This window comes from Azospirillum melinis (assembly GCF_013340935.1).
Taxonomy (GTDB): domain Bacteria; phylum Pseudomonadota; class Alphaproteobacteria; order Azospirillales; family Azospirillaceae; genus Azospirillum; species Azospirillum melinis.
Map to the genome: position 1 here is coordinate 61500 of NZ_WHOS01000010.1, position 16150 is coordinate 77649.

General features: G+C 67.4%; 15 protein-coding genes. 8 read left to right on the plus strand and 7 right to left on the minus strand.

All coding sequences use genetic code 11. The features are described 5' to 3' along the window. The first annotated feature begins 43 nt into the window (after positions 1 to 43). The gene (locus GBZ48_RS09910; protein WP_174470885.1) at positions 44 to 1039 is read left to right on the plus strand and encodes an L-threonylcarbamoyladenylate synthase; all 996 of its coding nucleotides are present in this window, start codon (positions 44 to 46) and stop codon (positions 1037 to 1039) included. On the opposite strand, the gene gcvA is transcribed toward GBZ48_RS09910, so the two are convergent. Further along, on the minus strand, positions 999 to 1949 hold the full coding sequence (gene gcvA, locus GBZ48_RS09915) for a transcriptional regulator GcvA (RefSeq protein ID WP_174470886.1): 951 nt from the start codon (positions 1947 to 1949) through the stop codon (positions 999 to 1001). The two genes, GBZ48_RS09910 and gcvA, sit on opposite strands and share 41 nt — an antisense overlap. A 298-nt stretch (positions 1950 to 2247) precedes the next feature. Here gcvA and GBZ48_RS09920 point away from each other — a divergent pair, with 298 nt between their 5' ends. The 4 genes from GBZ48_RS09920 (at position 2248) to GBZ48_RS09935 (ending at position 6937) form a co-directional block, all read left to right on the plus strand. Further along, complete coding sequence (locus tag GBZ48_RS09920) at positions 2248 to 3192, plus strand: DMT family transporter (RefSeq protein WP_174470887.1); 945 nt, start codon at positions 2248 to 2250, stop codon at positions 3190 to 3192. A gap of 68 nt (positions 3193 to 3260) precedes the next feature. Next, positions 3261 to 4676, plus strand: coding sequence for an FAD-binding oxidoreductase (locus GBZ48_RS09925; RefSeq protein ID WP_174470888.1), 1416 nt, complete (start codon positions 3261 to 3263; stop codon positions 4674 to 4676). A gap of 167 nt (positions 4677 to 4843) precedes the next feature. Then, positions 4844 to 6250, plus strand: coding sequence for a 3-isopropylmalate dehydratase large subunit (gene leuC / locus GBZ48_RS09930; protein ID WP_174470889.1), 1407 nt, complete (start codon positions 4844 to 4846; stop codon positions 6248 to 6250). A gap of 132 nt (positions 6251 to 6382) precedes the next feature. Then, positions 6383 to 6937, plus strand: coding sequence for an NADPH-dependent FMN reductase (locus tag GBZ48_RS09935; protein WP_174470890.1), 555 nt, complete (start codon positions 6383 to 6385; stop codon positions 6935 to 6937). Between the two features lie 22 nt (positions 6938 to 6959). Here GBZ48_RS09935 and GBZ48_RS09940 read toward each other — a convergent pair whose 3' ends face one another. Further along, entirely contained in the window at positions 6960 to 8270 is a 1311-nt protein-coding gene (locus tag GBZ48_RS09940) for a branched-chain amino acid ABC transporter permease (RefSeq protein WP_343049515.1), read from the minus strand. Between the two features lie 86 nt (positions 8271 to 8356). Further along, the gene (locus GBZ48_RS09945) at positions 8357 to 9376 is read right to left on the minus strand and encodes an aspartate-semialdehyde dehydrogenase (RefSeq protein ID WP_174470891.1); all 1020 of its coding nucleotides are present in this window, start codon (positions 9374 to 9376) and stop codon (positions 8357 to 8359) included. A gap of 213 nt (positions 9377 to 9589) precedes the next feature. Here GBZ48_RS09945 and GBZ48_RS09950 point away from each other — a divergent pair, with 213 nt between their 5' ends. Next, on the plus strand, positions 9590 to 11200 hold the full coding sequence (locus GBZ48_RS09950) for an ABC transporter substrate-binding protein (RefSeq protein ID WP_174470892.1): 1611 nt from the start codon (positions 9590 to 9592) through the stop codon (positions 11198 to 11200). Positions 11201 to 11245: 45 nt separating this feature from the next. Here GBZ48_RS09950 and GBZ48_RS09955 read toward each other — a convergent pair whose 3' ends face one another. Then, complete coding sequence (locus tag GBZ48_RS09955) at positions 11246 to 11851, minus strand: cysteine hydrolase family protein (protein ID WP_174470893.1); 606 nt, start codon at positions 11849 to 11851, stop codon at positions 11246 to 11248. A gap of 85 nt (positions 11852 to 11936) precedes the next feature. Here GBZ48_RS09955 and GBZ48_RS09960 point away from each other — a divergent pair, with 85 nt between their 5' ends. After that, complete coding sequence (locus GBZ48_RS09960) at positions 11937 to 12821, plus strand: LysR family transcriptional regulator (RefSeq protein ID WP_174470894.1); 885 nt, start codon at positions 11937 to 11939, stop codon at positions 12819 to 12821. After that, entirely contained in the window at positions 12818 to 13858 is a 1041-nt protein-coding gene (locus GBZ48_RS09965; RefSeq protein WP_246307110.1) for an alpha/beta hydrolase, read from the plus strand. The genes GBZ48_RS09960 and GBZ48_RS09965 overlap by 4 nt, the downstream gene beginning before the upstream one ends. A 6-nt stretch (positions 13859 to 13864) precedes the next feature. On the opposite strand, the gene truA is transcribed toward GBZ48_RS09965, so the two are convergent. From truA to def, 3 genes are read right to left on the minus strand one after another with little or no spacing between them, the layout of a single operon-like run. Continuing rightward, complete coding sequence (gene truA / locus GBZ48_RS09970; protein WP_174470895.1) at positions 13865 to 14602, minus strand: tRNA pseudouridine(38-40) synthase TruA; 738 nt, start codon at positions 14600 to 14602, stop codon at positions 13865 to 13867. A gap of 5 nt (positions 14603 to 14607) precedes the next feature. Further along, positions 14608 to 15555, minus strand: coding sequence for a methionyl-tRNA formyltransferase (gene fmt, locus GBZ48_RS09975; RefSeq protein ID WP_174470896.1), 948 nt, complete (start codon positions 15553 to 15555; stop codon positions 14608 to 14610). A 47-nt stretch (positions 15556 to 15602) separates the two neighbouring features. Next, positions 15603 to 16115, minus strand: a complete 513-nt coding sequence (def, locus tag GBZ48_RS09980; RefSeq protein ID WP_174470897.1) for a peptide deformylase — start codon at positions 16113 to 16115, stop codon at positions 15603 to 15605. Positions 16116 to 16150 lie beyond the last annotated feature (35 nt).

Consider the following 16150-nt stretch of genomic DNA (forward strand, 5'->3'; position numbering starts at 1 on the left):
CCGCGCGAATTGACACCGCTGCTGCACGGGCTAGAAAGACGCCGTGACCGACCATTCCGCACCCGATACCGGTGAGAAGCGCCCGGCGCTGATCCCGGCCACCCCCGCCGGCATCGCCCGCGCGGCCGACCTGTTGCGCGCCGGCCGTCTGGTCGCCTTCCCGACCGAGACGGTCTATGGGCTGGGGGCCGACGCCACCGACGACCGCGCCGTTGCCGCGATCTTCGCCGCCAAGGGCCGGCCGCAGTTCAATCCGCTGATCGTCCATGTCCCCGATCTGGTCGCCGCCCACTCCTGGGGCCTGTTCGACGACCGCGCCCACGATCTGGCGACGCAGTTCTGGCCCGGCCCGCTGACCATGGTCGTGCCGCGCCCGGCCAACTCCGCCCTGTCGCTGCTGGTCAGCGCCGGGCTGGACAGCATCGCCATCCGCGTGCCCAACCATCCGGTGGCGCAGGCGATCCTGCGCGCCGCCGGCAAGCCGATTGCTGCCCCCAGCGCCAACCGCTCCGGCGCCGTCAGCCCGACCACGCCGCATCATGTGCTGGAAAGCCTGGGCGACCGGGTCGATGCCATCGTCACCGGCGGCAAATGCATGGTGGGGCTGGAGTCCACCGTCATCGACCTGACCGGTCCCGACGCGGCGCTTCTGCGCCCCGGCGCCGTGCTGCCCGACGAGATGGAGCGGCTGATCGGCCCGGTCCGCCTGTCGGCCGGCGATCCGACGGCGCCGAAATCGCCCGGCCAGTTGGAAAGCCACTATGCCCCCAACGCCGCGGTGCGCCTGAACGCGTCGTCGGCGGAAGAGGACGAGGCGTTCCTGACCTTCGGCCCCGACCGCTTCGTCTTCGGCGGCACCACGCGGCTGAACCTGAGCCTGGAAGGCGACCTCAACGAGGCCGCGGCCAACCTGTTCTCGCACCTGCGCAGCCTTGACCAGAGCGGCGCCCGCCGCATTGCGATCATGCCGATCCCCGACGTGGGTTTGGGTCTGGCGATCAACGACCGCCTGCGCCGGGCGGCGGCACCGCGGGGATAAGGGCGCTGCCGGCCTCTGCCCTGATCCAGCGGAGAAAGGCGGCCACCGCCGGCTTTTCCTCCGCCCCGCCAGGATAGACGAGGTGATAGGCGAGGCCGTTCGACAGGCGCTGGTCGAACAGGACGACAAGCCGCCCCGCTGCGAGATCGTCGGCGGCAAAACGGTCCCGGACCAGCGCTATACCCAATCCGGCCCTGGCAGCCTCCATCACCCCGTTGCCATCGGCGAAAACCGGCCCGCGATCGGCGCCCGCATCCGGCACGCCGGCGGCTCGGAACCAGAGCGCCCAATCCCCGCGGTGCTCGTCATGCAGAAGCCGGTGAGCCGCTGGCCCCCCTGCCGGATCGGCTGCCAGATCGGCCGGATGCCGAACCGGCGGTGCGGTGCGCAGATAGTCGGGGCTGCACACCGGAACCAGCTCGTCGTCGATCAACCGCTCGGCACATAGGCCTTCGTAGGCGCCCAACCCGTGACGCACGGCGACGTCGACACGGTCCTGAGCGAAATCGACAAGCCGGTTGGTGACCCCGATCCGTACATCGATCCCGGGCGCGGCCGCCTCGAACCGCGGCAGACGCGGAACCAGCCATTGAACGGCAAAGGCCGGGGTGCAGGACAGCGTCAGTTCCGGCCTGCGAAGCCCTGCCGTGAGTTCGGCGGTCGCGTCGCGAATCAGGCGGAAGGCGGTGCGGATGGCCGCATGATAGGCCGCCCCCTCGGCGGTCAAGGCGAGGCTGCGCGGCTTGCGTTCGAACAGCCGCAAGCCGAGCGCCGTTTCCAACTCTTTGACCTGGAGGCTGACCGCGCCGGGCGTGACGTTCAGCTCCCGCGCGGCAAGCGTCATACTGAGGTGACGCGCGGTCGCTTCGAAGGCGCGCAGGCCCGCAAGCGGGGGCAAGGAAAGCGTCATGATTTAGAAAATCTCAACTGCATGCGGAAAAAGGCTCGTTTGCACAATATTGGGGCTGGAGGCTAATTTTAGCTCAGCTCGATTGAGCAGGAAAGGCCGCCCAACGGCGGGGCGCGTGAGTCAAGCCCGATCATGGCACGGGCGCCTGAAACATCCGTTTCGACGGCGATGGCAATTCCACCGCAAGAAACGGATCGCGACCGGCCGACACCGCCGTGCAGGATGCCGGAACCCGGCATGTCCAGCCCCTGACACAGATACAAGCGAACACTCATAAGCCATCAATGGAGGCTGCCCGATGACTGCACCGAGCCACAAGCCGATGGACCTGACCGACTGGGGCCTTCTGATCGCGCTTTCGATCCTGTGGGGCGGCTCCTTCTTCTTCGTCGGCATCGCCGTGCGGGAATTGCCGCCGCTCACCATCGTTGCAATGCGGGTCGCGCTGGCGGCCCTGGCACTCGGCGGGCTGTTGCGGATCCTGGGACTGCCGATGCCGCGGGACCGCCGGACATGGGTCGCCTTCTTCGGCATGGGGGCATTGAACAACCTGCTTCCCTTCTGCCTGATCGTCTGGGGACAGACACAGATCGCCAGCGGCGTCGCTTCGGTCCTCAATGCCACCACCCCGCTGTTCGGCGTACTGGTTGCGCATGTCCTGACCAGAGATGAGAAGATGACCGGCAACCGGCTGGCCGGGGTGCTCATCGGCTTCGCCGGCGTGGCGGTCATGATCGGTCCGACGGCACTGGCCGGGCTGGGGAACGGGCTGCTGCCGCAGCTTGCGGTGCTGGGTGCCGCCCTGTCCTATTCCTTCGCCGGCATCTTCGGCCGCCGGTTCAAGGGCATGGGGGTGTCGCCTCTGGTCACCGCGACAGGGCAGGTCACCGCCTCCACCCTGATGCTGGTGCCGGTGGCCCTCCTGCTTGATCGTCCCTGGACCCTGCCGATGCCCAGTGCGACCGCCTGGGGCGCCGTCATGGGCATCGCCTTGCTGTCCACCGCTCTGGCCTACGTCATCTTCTTCCGCGTCCTGGCATCGGCAGGCGCAACCAACCTGATGCTGGTCACGTTCCTGATCCCGGTCAGTGCCATCCTGCTGGGCGGCCTGTTTCTCGGCGAACGGCTGGCGGTCAGGCATGGGGTCGGGATGGCACTGATCGCCGGCGGCCTCGCCGCCATCGATGGAAGGTTGTTCGCACGGCTGGGACAACACAGATCCGCATCGGCCGCCAAGGGATAGAAAATGGTCGGCGAAGACGTTAGAAGGGATCGATTGCAAGCCCTTTAACCTGCTTCGGACGCCTTGCCATGACCGTCGCCGCCGCCCTCGACCAGATCCGCGCCATCGTCGGCCCGTCCGGCATCCTCACCGACGCCGCCGACATGGCCCCCTACCTTGCGGAGTGGCGCGGGCGCTTCAAGGGCAACAGCCCGGCGGTGGTCCGCCCGGCCAACACCGCCGAGGTGGCGGCGGTCGTGAAGATCTGCGCCGAGGCCGGCATTCCCATCGTGCCCCAGGGCGGCAACACCAGCCTCGTCGGCGGTTCGATCCCCTATGAGGAAGGGCGCGAGATCGTTCTCAGCCTGTCGCGCCTGAACCGCATCCGCGACATCGACACGCTGAACTACACCATGACGGTCGAAGCCGGCGTGGTGCTGACCAGCATACAGGAGGCCGCGGCCGACGCCGACCGCCTGTTCCCGCTCAGCCTGGGGGCGGAGGGCACCGCGCAGATCGGCGGGCTGATCTCCACCAATGCCGGCGGCATCAACGTCCTGCGCTACGGCAACACCCGCGACCTCGTGCTGGGTCTTGAGGTGGTGCTGGCCGACGGCCGCGTCTGGGACGGCATGCGCCGCCTGCGCAAGAACAACACCGGCTACGACCTGAAGAACCTGTTCATCGGCGCCGAGGGCACGCTGGGCATCGTCACCGCCGCGGTGCTGAAGCTGTTCCCGCGCCCGCGCCAGTCGATCACCGCCTTCGTCGCCGTGCCAAGCCCGGCCGCCGCCATCGAGCTGCTGGCCCGCCTGCGTGCCGCCTCCGGCGACGCCGTGTCGGCCTTCGAACTGATGTCGCGCCGCTGCCTGGACTTCGCCCTCCGCCACGTCGCCGGCACCATCGACCCGCTGTCGGAGCCGTCGCCCTGGTATGTCCTGACCGAGCTGACTGCCGGCACCCAATCCGACGCCTTCCAGGAAACGGTGGAAACCGCGCTGGGCGAGGCGTTCGAGGCCGAACTGGCGACCGACGCCACGCTGGCCCAGTCGGACGCCCAGGCCAAGCAGCTGTGGTTCATCCGCGAGGCCATCGTCGAGGCGCAGAAGTTCGAGGGCGGCTCGATCAAGAACGACGTGTCGATCCCGGTGTCCCGCGTCGCCGAGTTCATCGAACTGGCGGAGGCGGCGGTGGCGGTGGCCTGCCCCGGCATCCGTCCGACCCCCTTCGGCCATGTCGGCGACGGCAACATCCACTTCAACCTCAGCCAGCCCGAAGGCGCCGACACCAAGGCCTATCTCGACCGCTGGGACGAGATCTGCCATGTCGTCAACGAGGTGATCTTCAAACTCGACGGCTCGATCTCCGCCGAGCATGGCGTCGGCCGCTTCAAGAAGGACGAGATGCCGGCGATCAAGGGCCCGGTGGAGTTCGACATGCTGCGCGCCATCAAGGCGACGCTCGACCCCAATGGTCTGCTGAACCCCGGCAAGATGCTGCCCTGAGCACCCTCTCACCGTCCGCCCCTCAACGGCCTCCAGTGTCATAATATTGCGGGGGACAGGCTTGCGACGACAGACGTAGCGCAATGCTTGTCCCCGGCACGACACAAGGCTATGGTGCGGCCTCCGTTTCTTCTGCGCCTGTCGTACCGCGAGAGAGAGTTTTTCCGATGTCCAAGCCGCGCACTCTGTTCGACAAGATCTGGGACAGCCACGTCGTGCATCGCCAGGACGACGGCACCTGCATCCTCTATATCGACCGCCATCTGGTCCATGAAGTGACCAGCCCGCAGGCGTTCGAAGGACTGCGCGTCGCCGGCCGCAAGGTGCGGCGTCCGGAAGCCACTCTCGCCGTACCCGACCACAACGTCCCCACCACCGACCGCTCCAAGGGCATCACCGAGGAGGAGAGCCGGATCCAGGTCGAGACGCTGGACAAGAACGCCCGCGACTTCGGCGTCCGCTACTTCCCGATGGACGACGTCCGCCAGGGCATCGTCCACATCGTCGGTCCGGAACAGGGCTTCACCCTGCCCGGCGCCACCATCGTCTGCGGCGACAGCCACACCGCCACGCACGGTGCCTTCGGCGCCCTGGCCTTCGGCATCGGCACGTCGGAGGTCGAGCATGTGCTGGCGACCCAGACCCTGCTGCAGAAGCCGGCCAAGAACATGCTGATCCGCGTGGACGGCAAGGTGAACCCGGGCGTCACCGCCAAGGACATCGTGCTGGCCATCATCGGCAGGATCGGCACCGCCGGCGGCACAGGCTACGTCATCGAGTTCGCGGGCGAAGCCATCCGCGACCTCTCGATGGAAGGCCGCATGACCGTCTGCAACATGGCTATCGAGGGCGGCGCCCGCGCCGGCCTGATCGCCCCGGACGAGAAGACCTTCGAGTATGTGCAGGGCCGCGCTCTGGCGCCGAAGGCCGGCGCCTTCGAGCAGGCCGTCCAGTACTGGAAGACGCTGCCGTCGGACGAGGGTGCGGTCTATGACGCCACCGTCGTGCTGAACGCCGCCGACATCGCGCCGCAGGTCACCTGGGGCACCAGCCCGGAAGACGTGCTGCCGATCACCGCGACCGTGCCGAACCCGGCCGACATCGCCGACGAGGGCAAGCGCGCCGCCGTCGAGCGCTCGCTGGCCTACATGGGCCTGACCCCCGGCCAGCCGCTGTCGAGCGTCAAGGTCGACACCGTGTTCATCGGCTCCTGCACCAACGGCCGCATCGAAGACCTGCGCGCCGCCGCCGACCTCGCCAAGGGCCGCAAGGTCGCCGAGGGTGTCCGCGCCCTGGTGGTTCCCGGTTCGGGCCTGGTCAAGGAGCAGGCCGAGGAAGAGGGTCTGGACAAGATCTTCACCGAGGCCGGCTTCGAGTGGCGCGAGCCGGGCTGCTCCATGTGCCTGGCGATGAACGCCGACCGTCTGGCTCCGGGTGAGCGCAGCGCCTCGACTTCGAACCGCAACTTCGAAGGCCGTCAGGGCCGCGGCGGCCGCACCCACCTTGTCAGCCCGGCGATGGCCGTGGCGGCGGCGGTAACCGGCCATCTGGCCGACGTGCGCGATCTGGCCTGAACAGGTTCGGTCTTCCGGACCGGATACTGTCGTGACGCGGGCGGGAGTGTAACCACTCCCGCCCGTTTTTCGTTCGGTCCCGACCCATCATCGAGACGGTGTATCGGGACGATCAAGGGAAAAGGGTCGATCATGCGGGTGCTCGCAATCTCCGGCAGCCTGCGTGCCGCTTCCACCAACAGCGCATTGCTGCGGGCGGCCGCAGCAGCAGCACCGGATGGCGTGACCGTCACGGTCTTTACCGGGCTGGACGGACGCGGTGTCGGCAGCCTTCCGCTGTTCAACCCGGATGAGGACGGCGACCCGCCCCCGCCGGCAGTGAAGGACCTTCGCGATTCGCTGGTCGCGGCGGATGCGGTGGTGATTGCCTGCCCGGAATATGCCCATGGCGTGCCCGGAGCCTTGAAGAACGCCTTGGATTGGGTGGTGGCGAGCAGCGAGATGGTGGACAAGCCGGTTGCGCTGATGCATGCCTCGCCGCGTTCGACCTACGCACGCGAGGCATTGACGGAGATTCTGACGGTCATTTCAGCCCGATTGATCGATGATGCCAGCATTACCATCCCTCTGATGGGAAAAACGCCGGAGGACGCGGCGGCAACTCTTGCACGGGCCGAGAGCGTTGCGGCATTGCGGAACGCCCTGACCGCCATTGAAACCGCTGTGACTGCCAGCGCGGCGCGATAAGGTTCATCCCTTTCGGAGCCGCTCAATCGCCCCTGCCCCTTGCCTGCCCCATCAGTCCCTGCGGCCGATAGATCAGGAACAGCGTCAGCAGCCCGAACGCCACGATGTCCTTGTAGGCCAGCGCGAAGTAAGCCGACCAGAAGGTCTCGACCAGCCCCAGCAGGGCACCGCCGAGCATCGCCCCCGGCACCGAGCCGATGCCGCCGACCACCGCGGCGGCCAGCGCCTTGAAGCCGATCAGGTAGCCGGTGAAGAAGTTCACCCCGCCGTAATAGAGCGCGATCACCGCCCCCGCCGCCGCGGCCAGCCCGCCGCCGATGGCGAAGGTCGCCGCCACCGTGCGGTTGACATCCACCCCGACCAACTCCGCCGCCGCAATGTCGTCGGTGCAGGCACGATGCGCCCGGCCGAAGGCGGTGCGCTGCATGATTCCCCAAAGCGCCGCGTAAAGCCCGCCGGTCAGCACCAGGATCGCCAGCTGCGCGGTCAGTGCGGTGACGGTGAAGGCACCGTCGCTCATCAGGTCGTAACGACCGGTCAGCACTGGTGCCGGCCACCAGTCGCGCGCGCCATGCAGCAGCCGCACCCCCTCCTGATAGGCGATGGACAGTCCGACCGCGACGATCAGCGGCGTGTGGCTGCGCACCCCGCGCAGGCGGCGGAAAACCAGCCGGTCCATTGTCCAGCCCTGCACCGCGGTGAAGCCGATCACCAGCACCAGCACGCCGAGCAGCGCCGGCGGCCATGTCGCCCAGCCCGCTATGCCCAACCCGGCCGCCGCCATCGCCGTCACCATGGCGCCGACCATGGTCAGTTCCCCCATCGCCAGATTGATCTGGCCGAGGATGGCATAGACCAGCGTGTAGCCGAGCGCGAGCAGCCCATAGACGCAGGCGACCGTGGCGGCGTTGATGATCTGCTGGGCCAGGAAGAGAGCGGGCGTCCAGCGCGTCGACTGCGGCCTTTCAGTCTCGACCACGCCGCCGATGGCATCGCGCGGCGGCCTGATGCGCAGCCATTGCTGAAGCATGGCGAAGCGGATTTCGGTCAGCCAGCCGCTGCGGTCGGTCGCCACCGCCACCAGGGTGCGACGCCCCTCCTCCATCGACGTGCCGGCGAAACGGCAGGCGATCCAATGGGACTGGCTGCCGCTGCGGTAATCGACACGCAGCACCCGCTTGTCTTCGGTATAGCTGCGGGTGGACAGGTCGGTGACGCGGCCGGGTTCGAAGGCCGGGATCAGCTTCCGGCACAGCACATCCTGGTCGGCATCGACGCCGCACCCGGTGAGCATCAGCAGGACAAGGCACAACAGCGGCAGGATGCGGAGCACGGAACCGCCCGGTGAGGTGGGACGGTTCAGCCTACCGACAATTTGAAAGGGTGGGAAGCGCCGGCAATGTGCCCCCACCCGTCCCTTCACTCCACCATGTAATCGCGCACCAGCAGCTCGGCGATCTGCACGGCGTTCAGCGCGGCGCCCTTGCGCAGATTGTCAGCGACGCACCAGAAGGACAGGCCGTTCTCGACTGTGATGTCCTCGCGAATGCGGCTGACAAAGACCGGGTTGTCGCCGGCGATCTCCACCGGGGTGACATAGCCGTCGCCGGTCTGCTGGTCGACCACCGAGATACCGGGGGCGGCGCGCAGGACGGTGCGGGCCTCCTCCGCGCTGATCGGCTCCTCCGTCTCGATGTTGATCGACAGGGCATGGCCGATGAAGGTCGGCACGCGGACGCAGGTGGCGGCGACCTTGATCTTCGGATCGAGGATCTTCTTGGTCTCCACCGTCATCTTCCACTCTTCCCTGGTGGAGCCGTCCTCCATGAAGGCGTCGATGTGGGGGATGACGTTGAAGGCGATCTGCTTGGGGAAGACGCTCTTGGCGACGGGATCGTTGACGAAGATGGCGCGGGTCTGGGTGAACAGCTCGTCCATCGCCTCCTTGCCGGCGCCCGACACCGACTGGTAGGTCGACACCACGACGCGGCGGATCTTGAAGCGGTCGTGCAAGGGCTTCAGCGCCACCGCCATCTGGATGGTGGAGCAGTTGGGATTGGCGATGATGCCGCGCTTGCGATAGCCGACCAGCGCCTCCGGATTCACCTCCGGCACCACCAGCGGCACGTCGGGATCCATACGGAACTGCGAGGTGTTGTCGATCACCATGGCCCCGGCGGCGGCGGCGCGCGGCACGTGGACGGCCGACACCTTGGCGCCGGGCGACGACAGCACGATGTCCACGCCATGGAAGTCGAACTTGTTGAGATCCTGGACCTTGAGGATCTCGTCCTCGCCATAGGACACCTCCTGGCCGATCGATTTTTCGGAGGCCAGGGCGATGACCTTGTCGGCCGGGAACTTCCGCTCGGCCAGCGTTTGCAGGATCTCGCGCCCGACATTGCCGGTGGCGCCGATGACCGCGACGGTATAGCCCATGACGGTGGTTTCCTTCTGCCGAATGTCCGCAAAGACAAGAATGGTGCCGGGGGGCGATAGGAGCTAGGCGCTTTCCCCACGAATTGCAACCCATCCGGCGGGAAACCTGCCCTCCGGCCGGCCCCATCAGCCGAGTTGACATGCCATGGAAGGCGGCGGGAAGATTCCATCCCTCAACAGTGCCCCGAACGGGCCTCCAGGGAGACTTCACGGATGACCAGCTTCAAGCGCGGCCTCATTGCACAGACTGTTCTTGGCGCCGCCGCTCTCGCCCTCGCCGGTTTAGCCGCCCCCGCCCTCGCCGACACGCCGAAAGACGCGCTGGTGATGGCATGGCAGTTCGACGACATCGTCAGCCTCGACCCCGGCGAGATCTTCGAGCTGTCGGGTGCGGAATACAGCGCCCAGGTCTATGACCGTCTGATCCATTTCGACGTCAACGACGTCAGCAAGATCGAGGGAGAGGCCGCCGAAAGCTGGACCGTGTCGCCCGACGGCAAGACCTTCACCTTCAAGATCCGCGATGGCATCGCCTTCCATTCCGGCAACCCGATGACGGCCGAGGATGTGGCGTGGTCCTTCTCCCGCGCGGTGAAGATGAACAAGGGTCCGGCCTTCATCCTGACCCAGTTCGGCCTGACGCCCGAGAATGTCGACCGGATGGTGCGCGCCACCGATCCGAAGACGCTGGTCTTCACCACCGACAAGGTCTATGCGCCGACCTTCGTGCTCTATTGCCTGACCGCCGACGTCGCCTCCATCGTCGATTCCAAGCTGGTGAAGGGCAAGGAGAAGGACGGCGATTTCGGCGCCGGCTGGCTGAAGACCAACTCCGCCGGCTCCGGCCCCTTCATCCTGAAGCAGTGGAAGGCGAGCGAGCTGCTGACCTTCGACGCCAACCCGAAATACTGGCGCGGTGCGCCGAAGCTGAAGCGTGTGCTGATCCGCCACATCCCGGAACCGGCGACCCAGCGCCTGCTGCTGGAGAAGGGCGACGTCGACGTCGCGCGCAACCTGAAGCCGGAACAGTTCGAGCCGCTGAAGTCGAGCGACGCCATCCGTCTGGTCCAGGCGCCGAAGGGCACGCTGTGGTATCTCAGCCTGAACCAGAAGAACGCCACCCTGGCGAAGCCCGAGGTGCGTGAGGCCTTCAAGTATCTGGTCGACTATGACGGCATGGCCGGAACCATCATGAACGGCATCGGCGCCGTCCATCAGGCCTTCCTGCCCAAGGGCTTCCTCGGGGCCGTCAACGACAACCCCTACAAGTACGATCCGGCCAAGGCGAAGGAGCTGCTGGCGAAGGCCGGCTATCCCGACGGCTTCACCGTCAGCATGGACGTCCGCAACACCAACCCGACCCAGGACATGGCCCAGGCGATCCAGGCCAGCGCCGCCAAGGCCGGCATCAAGATCGAGATCATCCCCGGCGACGGCAAGCAGGTGCTGACCAAGTACCGCGCCCGCAATCACGAACTGATGATCCAGCAGTGGGGTGCGGACTATCAGGACCCGAACTCCAACGCCGACACCTTCGCCTCCAACCCGGACAACAGCGACAACGCCAAGTCCAAGCCGCTCGCCTGGCGCAACGCCTGGGACATTCCGGAACTGACCAAGAAGACCGCCGCCGCCATCGAGGAGCGCGACGGCGCCAAGCGCGCCCAGATGTACGAGGAGCTCCAGCGCTCGGTTCTCGCCGACTCGCCCTTCGTCATCATGTTCCAGCAGACCGAGATGGTCGCCGAGCGCAAGAGCGTCAACGGTCTGGTCTGGGGCCCGAGCTTCGACACCAACTACTACTGGAAGGCCGAGAAGAAGTAAGGATGCGGGGGGCTCGTCGCCCCCCTCTCCCTTGCGTCTATGGGCTCACCCCCAGGCGCCCGCATCCTCGACCACCACGGCGAGGCTGTCGGACAGGCCGCTCAGCACGCCGCGCTGGATGTCGGCCGCCGGCACCACGCCGCCCTTGCCGTCGGGCAGGTCGCGGGTGGCGGTGGCCGATGCCACGACCGTCACCCGCCAGCCATGGTCCACCGCCGACCGCGCCGTGCTGCTGACGCAGTTGTGGGTCATGAAGCCGGCGACGATCATCTCCGTCCGCCCGCTGTCACGTGCCACCGTCTGCAACTCCGTCCCGGCGAAGGCGTTGGCGAGCTTCTTGACGATCACCGGTTCCCCATCGCGCGGGGCGACGGCCGGGACGATTTCCGCCAGCGGCCCGGTGGGGTCGAACACCGGGGCGCCCGCCGCGGTGTGGTGGACGATGTGGATCACAGGCACGCCGTTGGCACGGGCAAGCGCCAGCAGTTCCGCGGCCCGCTCCACCGCCGCATCGACGCCCGACAGCCGCAGCGCGCCGTCAGTGTATTCACGCTGAAGGTCGATCAGCACCAGCACCGCCTTGTCCAGGGGAGCAGGGGTGGCCGGCGCGCCGACGATCTGGCGCAGTGTCCGGGCAGGAAGAGTCGTCATCGGGAGATGCTCCGTGGTCGCTGGAAATCGATGACGGCGATGCTGCCCCGTTCACCTATGCACCGCCATACGCTATGCTTGCACGATGGCTGTTCAGAAATTCACAGGCCCGCTCGATTGGGACGATTTGCGCGTCTTCCTGGAACTGGCACGCGCCGGCAGCCTGTCGGCGGCGGCACGCAGCCTGCGGCTGAGCCACGCCACGGTCGGGCGCCGGCTGGCCGCGCTGGAGGCAACGCTCGGCCGCAGCCTGATGGAGCGCCGGCCCGACGGCTATGTCGTGACCGAAGACGGTGAAAGCGTCCGCGCCCTGGCCGAGGCGATGGACGAGCGGGCACAGGCGATCCGCCGCCGCGAAGGCGACGCGGCGGGGCTGACCGGCACCGTGCGGCTGACCATGACCCAGGCACTGGCCGACATTTTCCTGATCCCCCGGCTGGGAGCGCTGCGGGCGGCCAACCCCGCCCTGGACCTGGAAATCATCGTCGACAACCGCACCCTCAGCCTCGCCCGGCGGGAGGCCGATCTGGCGGTCCGGCTGGCCCGGCCGCAGCGCGGCGATCTGGTCGGGCGACGGCTGGCGACGCTGGGCTATGGGCTTTACGCGGCGCCGGACGCGCCCGACACGCTGATCGCCTATGACGAGTCGATGGCGGAATTGCCGGAGGCTTTGTGGCTGGACCGCCATGGCGGCGGCCGGCGCGTCGCCTTCCGCTCCAACAGCGTGCAGGGTCAGCTTGCGGCGGCGGTCGCCGGCTTTGGCACTGCCTTCCTGCCCTGCATGCTGGCCGATGGCGTGCCGGGGCTGGTGCGGCAGCCACTGCCCGGTCCGCCGCCCTGCTCACCATTAACCCGCGAGGTCTGGCTGCTGGTCCACCGCGACCGCCGCGAGGTGCCGCGGGTGCGCACGGTGATCGAGCATCTGGTGACCGTCTTCACGGCGGAGCGGGAACGGTTGGAGGGCTGTTGACGACGTTCTGCAACCAGCGTCACCTTCCCGCAGTCGTCACTGCAACGGGTCCGTCCAGAATGTCACTCCGTTCCCTGTGTCTGGTTGCCCTTGCAATGGCGGCGGCACTCCCCGTCCCGTTCCCCGCCCAAGCACAATCCCGCCCCAATGACGAACTTTTCTCCAACGCGGTGGTCGCCAGCGGAAAAACCATCACCCGCGACCAATGCGCCGCGCTGGAGGCGCGGGAAACCGCCAGTTGGGTGGAGGTGGGCGGTCGGGGCGAATGCCTGCGCTATTACGCGGCCGGCCTGAAGCCGGGCACCAATCCGGTCGTCGCGGCCTGGATGCATGGCGACATCATGGGTACGAGGCCGGAGCAGATCGGCCATCAGGAAGGGTTGAGTGTCGCCGGCATGATCAAACAGGAGCGGGCTTTGTCGGAGCGCTTTGGCGTGCCCTTCATTTTCCTGGCCCGCCCGGGAGCCTATGGCAGCTCCGGCAAATTCTGGACGATGCGCCATACCCCACGCGAAGCCGCGCTGATGAACGCTCATCTCGATCTGCTCAAGAAACGCTACGGGATCGGGGCATGGTCGCTCGGCGGCAGCAGTGCGGGCGGCACTTTGACGGCCGAATTCCTGGCCCGCCGCATCGACCTGACCTGCGCGGTCATCTCGTCGGGAGCCTCCGCTTATGAAGCCTATCTCAAGGCCCATGACGCCAAGGCCCGGCTGGCGAGGCCGGAGACATGGTTCGACCCCTACCGCTCGCTCGACCGGATTCCCAAGGACCCTGCCCGCCGCATCTTCGTCATCGGCGACCCCAGGGAAACGAACGTCCTGTTTCGGACCCAGCGTCTTTACTTCGACGGTCTGTTGGCAGGCGGACACAATGCCCGGCTGGTCGCGCTGGAACGGGCCCGGCCGCCCCGCTTCCACAGTCTGGTGGATTTCGGCGAAACCGCAACCGGCCTCTGCGCGCAGGGGATGGATACGGACAGGCTGCTGAAGACGCTCCACGCCATGCCCGAACAGACGGAGCGAATCAGCAACTGAGCCGGGTCAGTAACGCGCCGCCATGAAATAGAGCCCGTCCGGTGGACAGGTCGGCCCGGCCTTGGCCCGGTCGCGGGCGTCCAGTGCGCGGCGGACGTCGTCCACCGTCCATTTGCCGGCACCGACCAACTCCAGCGTGCCGACCATGTTGCGGACCTGATGGTGCAGGAACGAGCGCGCGGCGGCATGGACGCGGATCTCTTCGCCCTGCCGCTCCACGGCCAGCCGGTCCAACGTCTTCACCGGCGACTTGGCCTGACACAGCGCGGCGCGGAAGCTGGAGAAGTCATGCTGGCCGACCAGCACCTGTGCCGCTTCATGCATTGTCTCGGCGTTCAGCGGACGGGTGACGTGCCAGGCCCGGCCGGCATCGAGCGCCAGCGGGGCCCGGCGGTTGACGATGCGGTAGACATAGGCGCGGCCGGTCGAGGTCAGGCGGGCATGGAAATCTTCCGTCACCGCTTCCACCTCCAGCACCGCGATGGGGGCCGGCTTCAGGTGGAAGTTCAGGGCGTCGCGCAGCTTCAGGCCGGTGAAGGGCTTTTCCAGATCGAAATGGCAGACCTGCCCCAGCGCATGCACACCGGCATCGGTGCGTCCGGAGCCATGGGCCCGTACCACCTCGCCCGACAGGCGTTGCACCGCCTCCTCCAGGCTCTGCTGGACCGAGGGGCCGTTGTCCTGGCGCTGCCAGCCGACGAAGGGGCGGCCGTCATACTCGACGGTCAGTTTCCAGCGCTGCACGATGGTCAATCCGCGACGGGTTCGGGAGCGGAGACCGGCTGCCCGACCGCCAGCGCGAAGCCGCGCAGGAAAGCCGCACCATCCACCGGCGCCTTGCCCGGACGCTGGACCCTGGTCAGCCGTACGGCCCCGTCGGCGCAGGCGACCGTCAGCCGGTCGTCCAGCAGGGTGCCGGGCACGCCCTTGCCTGCCGCAGGCTCGGCGGCGAGCACCTTGATCCGCTCACCGTTCGCGGCGTCGAACCAGCAACCGGGCCAGGGGGTCAGGGCGCGAACCTGCCGCTCGACATAGGTGGCGGGCTGGCTCCAGTCGAGCCGGCCATCCTCGCGCGTCAGCTTGGCGGCGTAGGTGACGCCGTCTTCCGGCTGCGGTACGGCGGCCAGCGTGCCGGCGGCCAGCCCGTCCAGCGCCGGGGCGATCATGCGGGCGCCAAGTGCAGCCAGCTCGTCATGCAGGCTGCTGGCGGTGGTGGCGGGGGTGATCGCCACCGCTTCCCGAGACAGCATGGCGCCGGTGTCGAGCCCGATGTCCATCTGCATGATGGTGATCCCGGTTTCGGCATCGCCGGCCAGGATGGAACGCTGGATCGGCGCCGCCCCGCGCCAGCGCGGCAGCAGCGAGCCATGGACGTTGACACAACCCAGCCGCGGCGCGTCGAGGATCGGCTGCGGCAGGATCAGGCCATAGGCGGCGACCACGGCGGCATCGGCCTTGAGATCGGCGAACTCGGCCTGGGCCTCGGCATTGCGCAGGCTCTTGGGCGTGCGCACGGGAATGCCGTGCTCCTCGGCGAAGCGGTGAACGGGCGATTTCTGCACCTGCTGGCCGCGGCCGGCCGGGCGTGGCGGCTGGCTGTAGGCGCAGACGACCTGATGCCCCGCCTCGATCAGCGCGGCAAGGCTGTGCACGGCGAAATCCGGCGTGCCCATGAAGACGAGACGGAGCGGGATCATCGGATGTTTATCGCCGATCTATGTTGCGGCTGGTCTTTTGCGGCGGATCAGGCCGTCGCCTTCTGCATCTTCTGGACCTTCTTCAGCAGGATGTTCCGCTTCAGCATCGACAGATAGTCGACGAACAGAACGCCGTTCAGATGGTCGATCTCATGCTGGATGCAGGTGGCGAGCATCCCGTCGGCCTCGATCTCCTGCGGCTGGTTCTTTTCATCCAGATAGCGGACGCGGATGCGCACGGGCCGGGTGACGTCGGCGTACTGTTCCGGCACCGACAGGCAGCCTTCCTCGCACACCGCCTTCTCGTCCGACGACCAGACGATTTCCGGATTGGCGAGGCGGATCGGGTTCGGCGGCTCGCCCTTCTCATGGACGTCGACGACGATGACACGGTCGAGCACACCGACCTGCGGAGCGGCCAGACCGATGCCGCTGGCGTCGTACATGGTCTCCACCATGTCGTCCATCAGCTTGACGACGCGCGCATCCACTTCAGCGACGGGTTGCGCCTTGCGCTTCAGGATCGGATGCGGGGCGACGAGGATCGGAAGACGGGCCATGGGTGCTCGATGCTGGTAAGGGAAAGTTCAAACGG

Bases quoted from the DNA above. Each gene is read 5' to 3' on its own strand.
- gcvA (WP_174470886.1), bottom strand. From the start codon at position 1,949: ATGACGCTTTCCTTGCCCCCGCTTGCGGGCCTGCGCGCCTTCGAAGCG.
- GBZ48_RS09920 (WP_174470887.1), top strand. From the start codon at position 2,248: ATGACTGCACCGAGCCACAAGCCGATGGACCTGACCGACTGGGGCCTT.
- GBZ48_RS09925 (WP_174470888.1), top strand. From the start codon at position 3,261: ATGACCGTCGCCGCCGCCCTCGACCAGATCCGCGCCATCGTCGGCCCG.
- leuC (WP_174470889.1), top strand. From the start codon at position 4,844: ATGTCCAAGCCGCGCACTCTGTTCGACAAGATCTGGGACAGCCACGTC.
- GBZ48_RS09935 (WP_174470890.1), top strand. From the start codon at position 6,383: ATGCGGGTGCTCGCAATCTCCGGCAGCCTGCGTGCCGCTTCCACCAAC.
- GBZ48_RS09945 (WP_174470891.1), bottom strand. From the start codon at position 9,376: ATGGGCTATACCGTCGCGGTCATCGGCGCCACCGGCAATGTCGGGCGC.
- GBZ48_RS09950 (WP_174470892.1), top strand. From the start codon at position 9,590: ATGACCAGCTTCAAGCGCGGCCTCATTGCACAGACTGTTCTTGGCGCC.
- GBZ48_RS09955 (WP_174470893.1), bottom strand. From the start codon at position 11,851: ATGACGACTCTTCCTGCCCGGACACTGCGCCAGATCGTCGGCGCGCCG.
- GBZ48_RS09960 (WP_174470894.1), top strand. From the start codon at position 11,937: ATGGCTGTTCAGAAATTCACAGGCCCGCTCGATTGGGACGATTTGCGC.
- fmt (WP_174470896.1), bottom strand. From the start codon at position 15,555: ATGATCCCGCTCCGTCTCGTCTTCATGGGCACGCCGGATTTCGCCGTG.
- def (WP_174470897.1), bottom strand. From the start codon at position 16,115: ATGGCCCGTCTTCCGATCCTCGTCGCCCCGCATCCGATCCTGAAGCGC.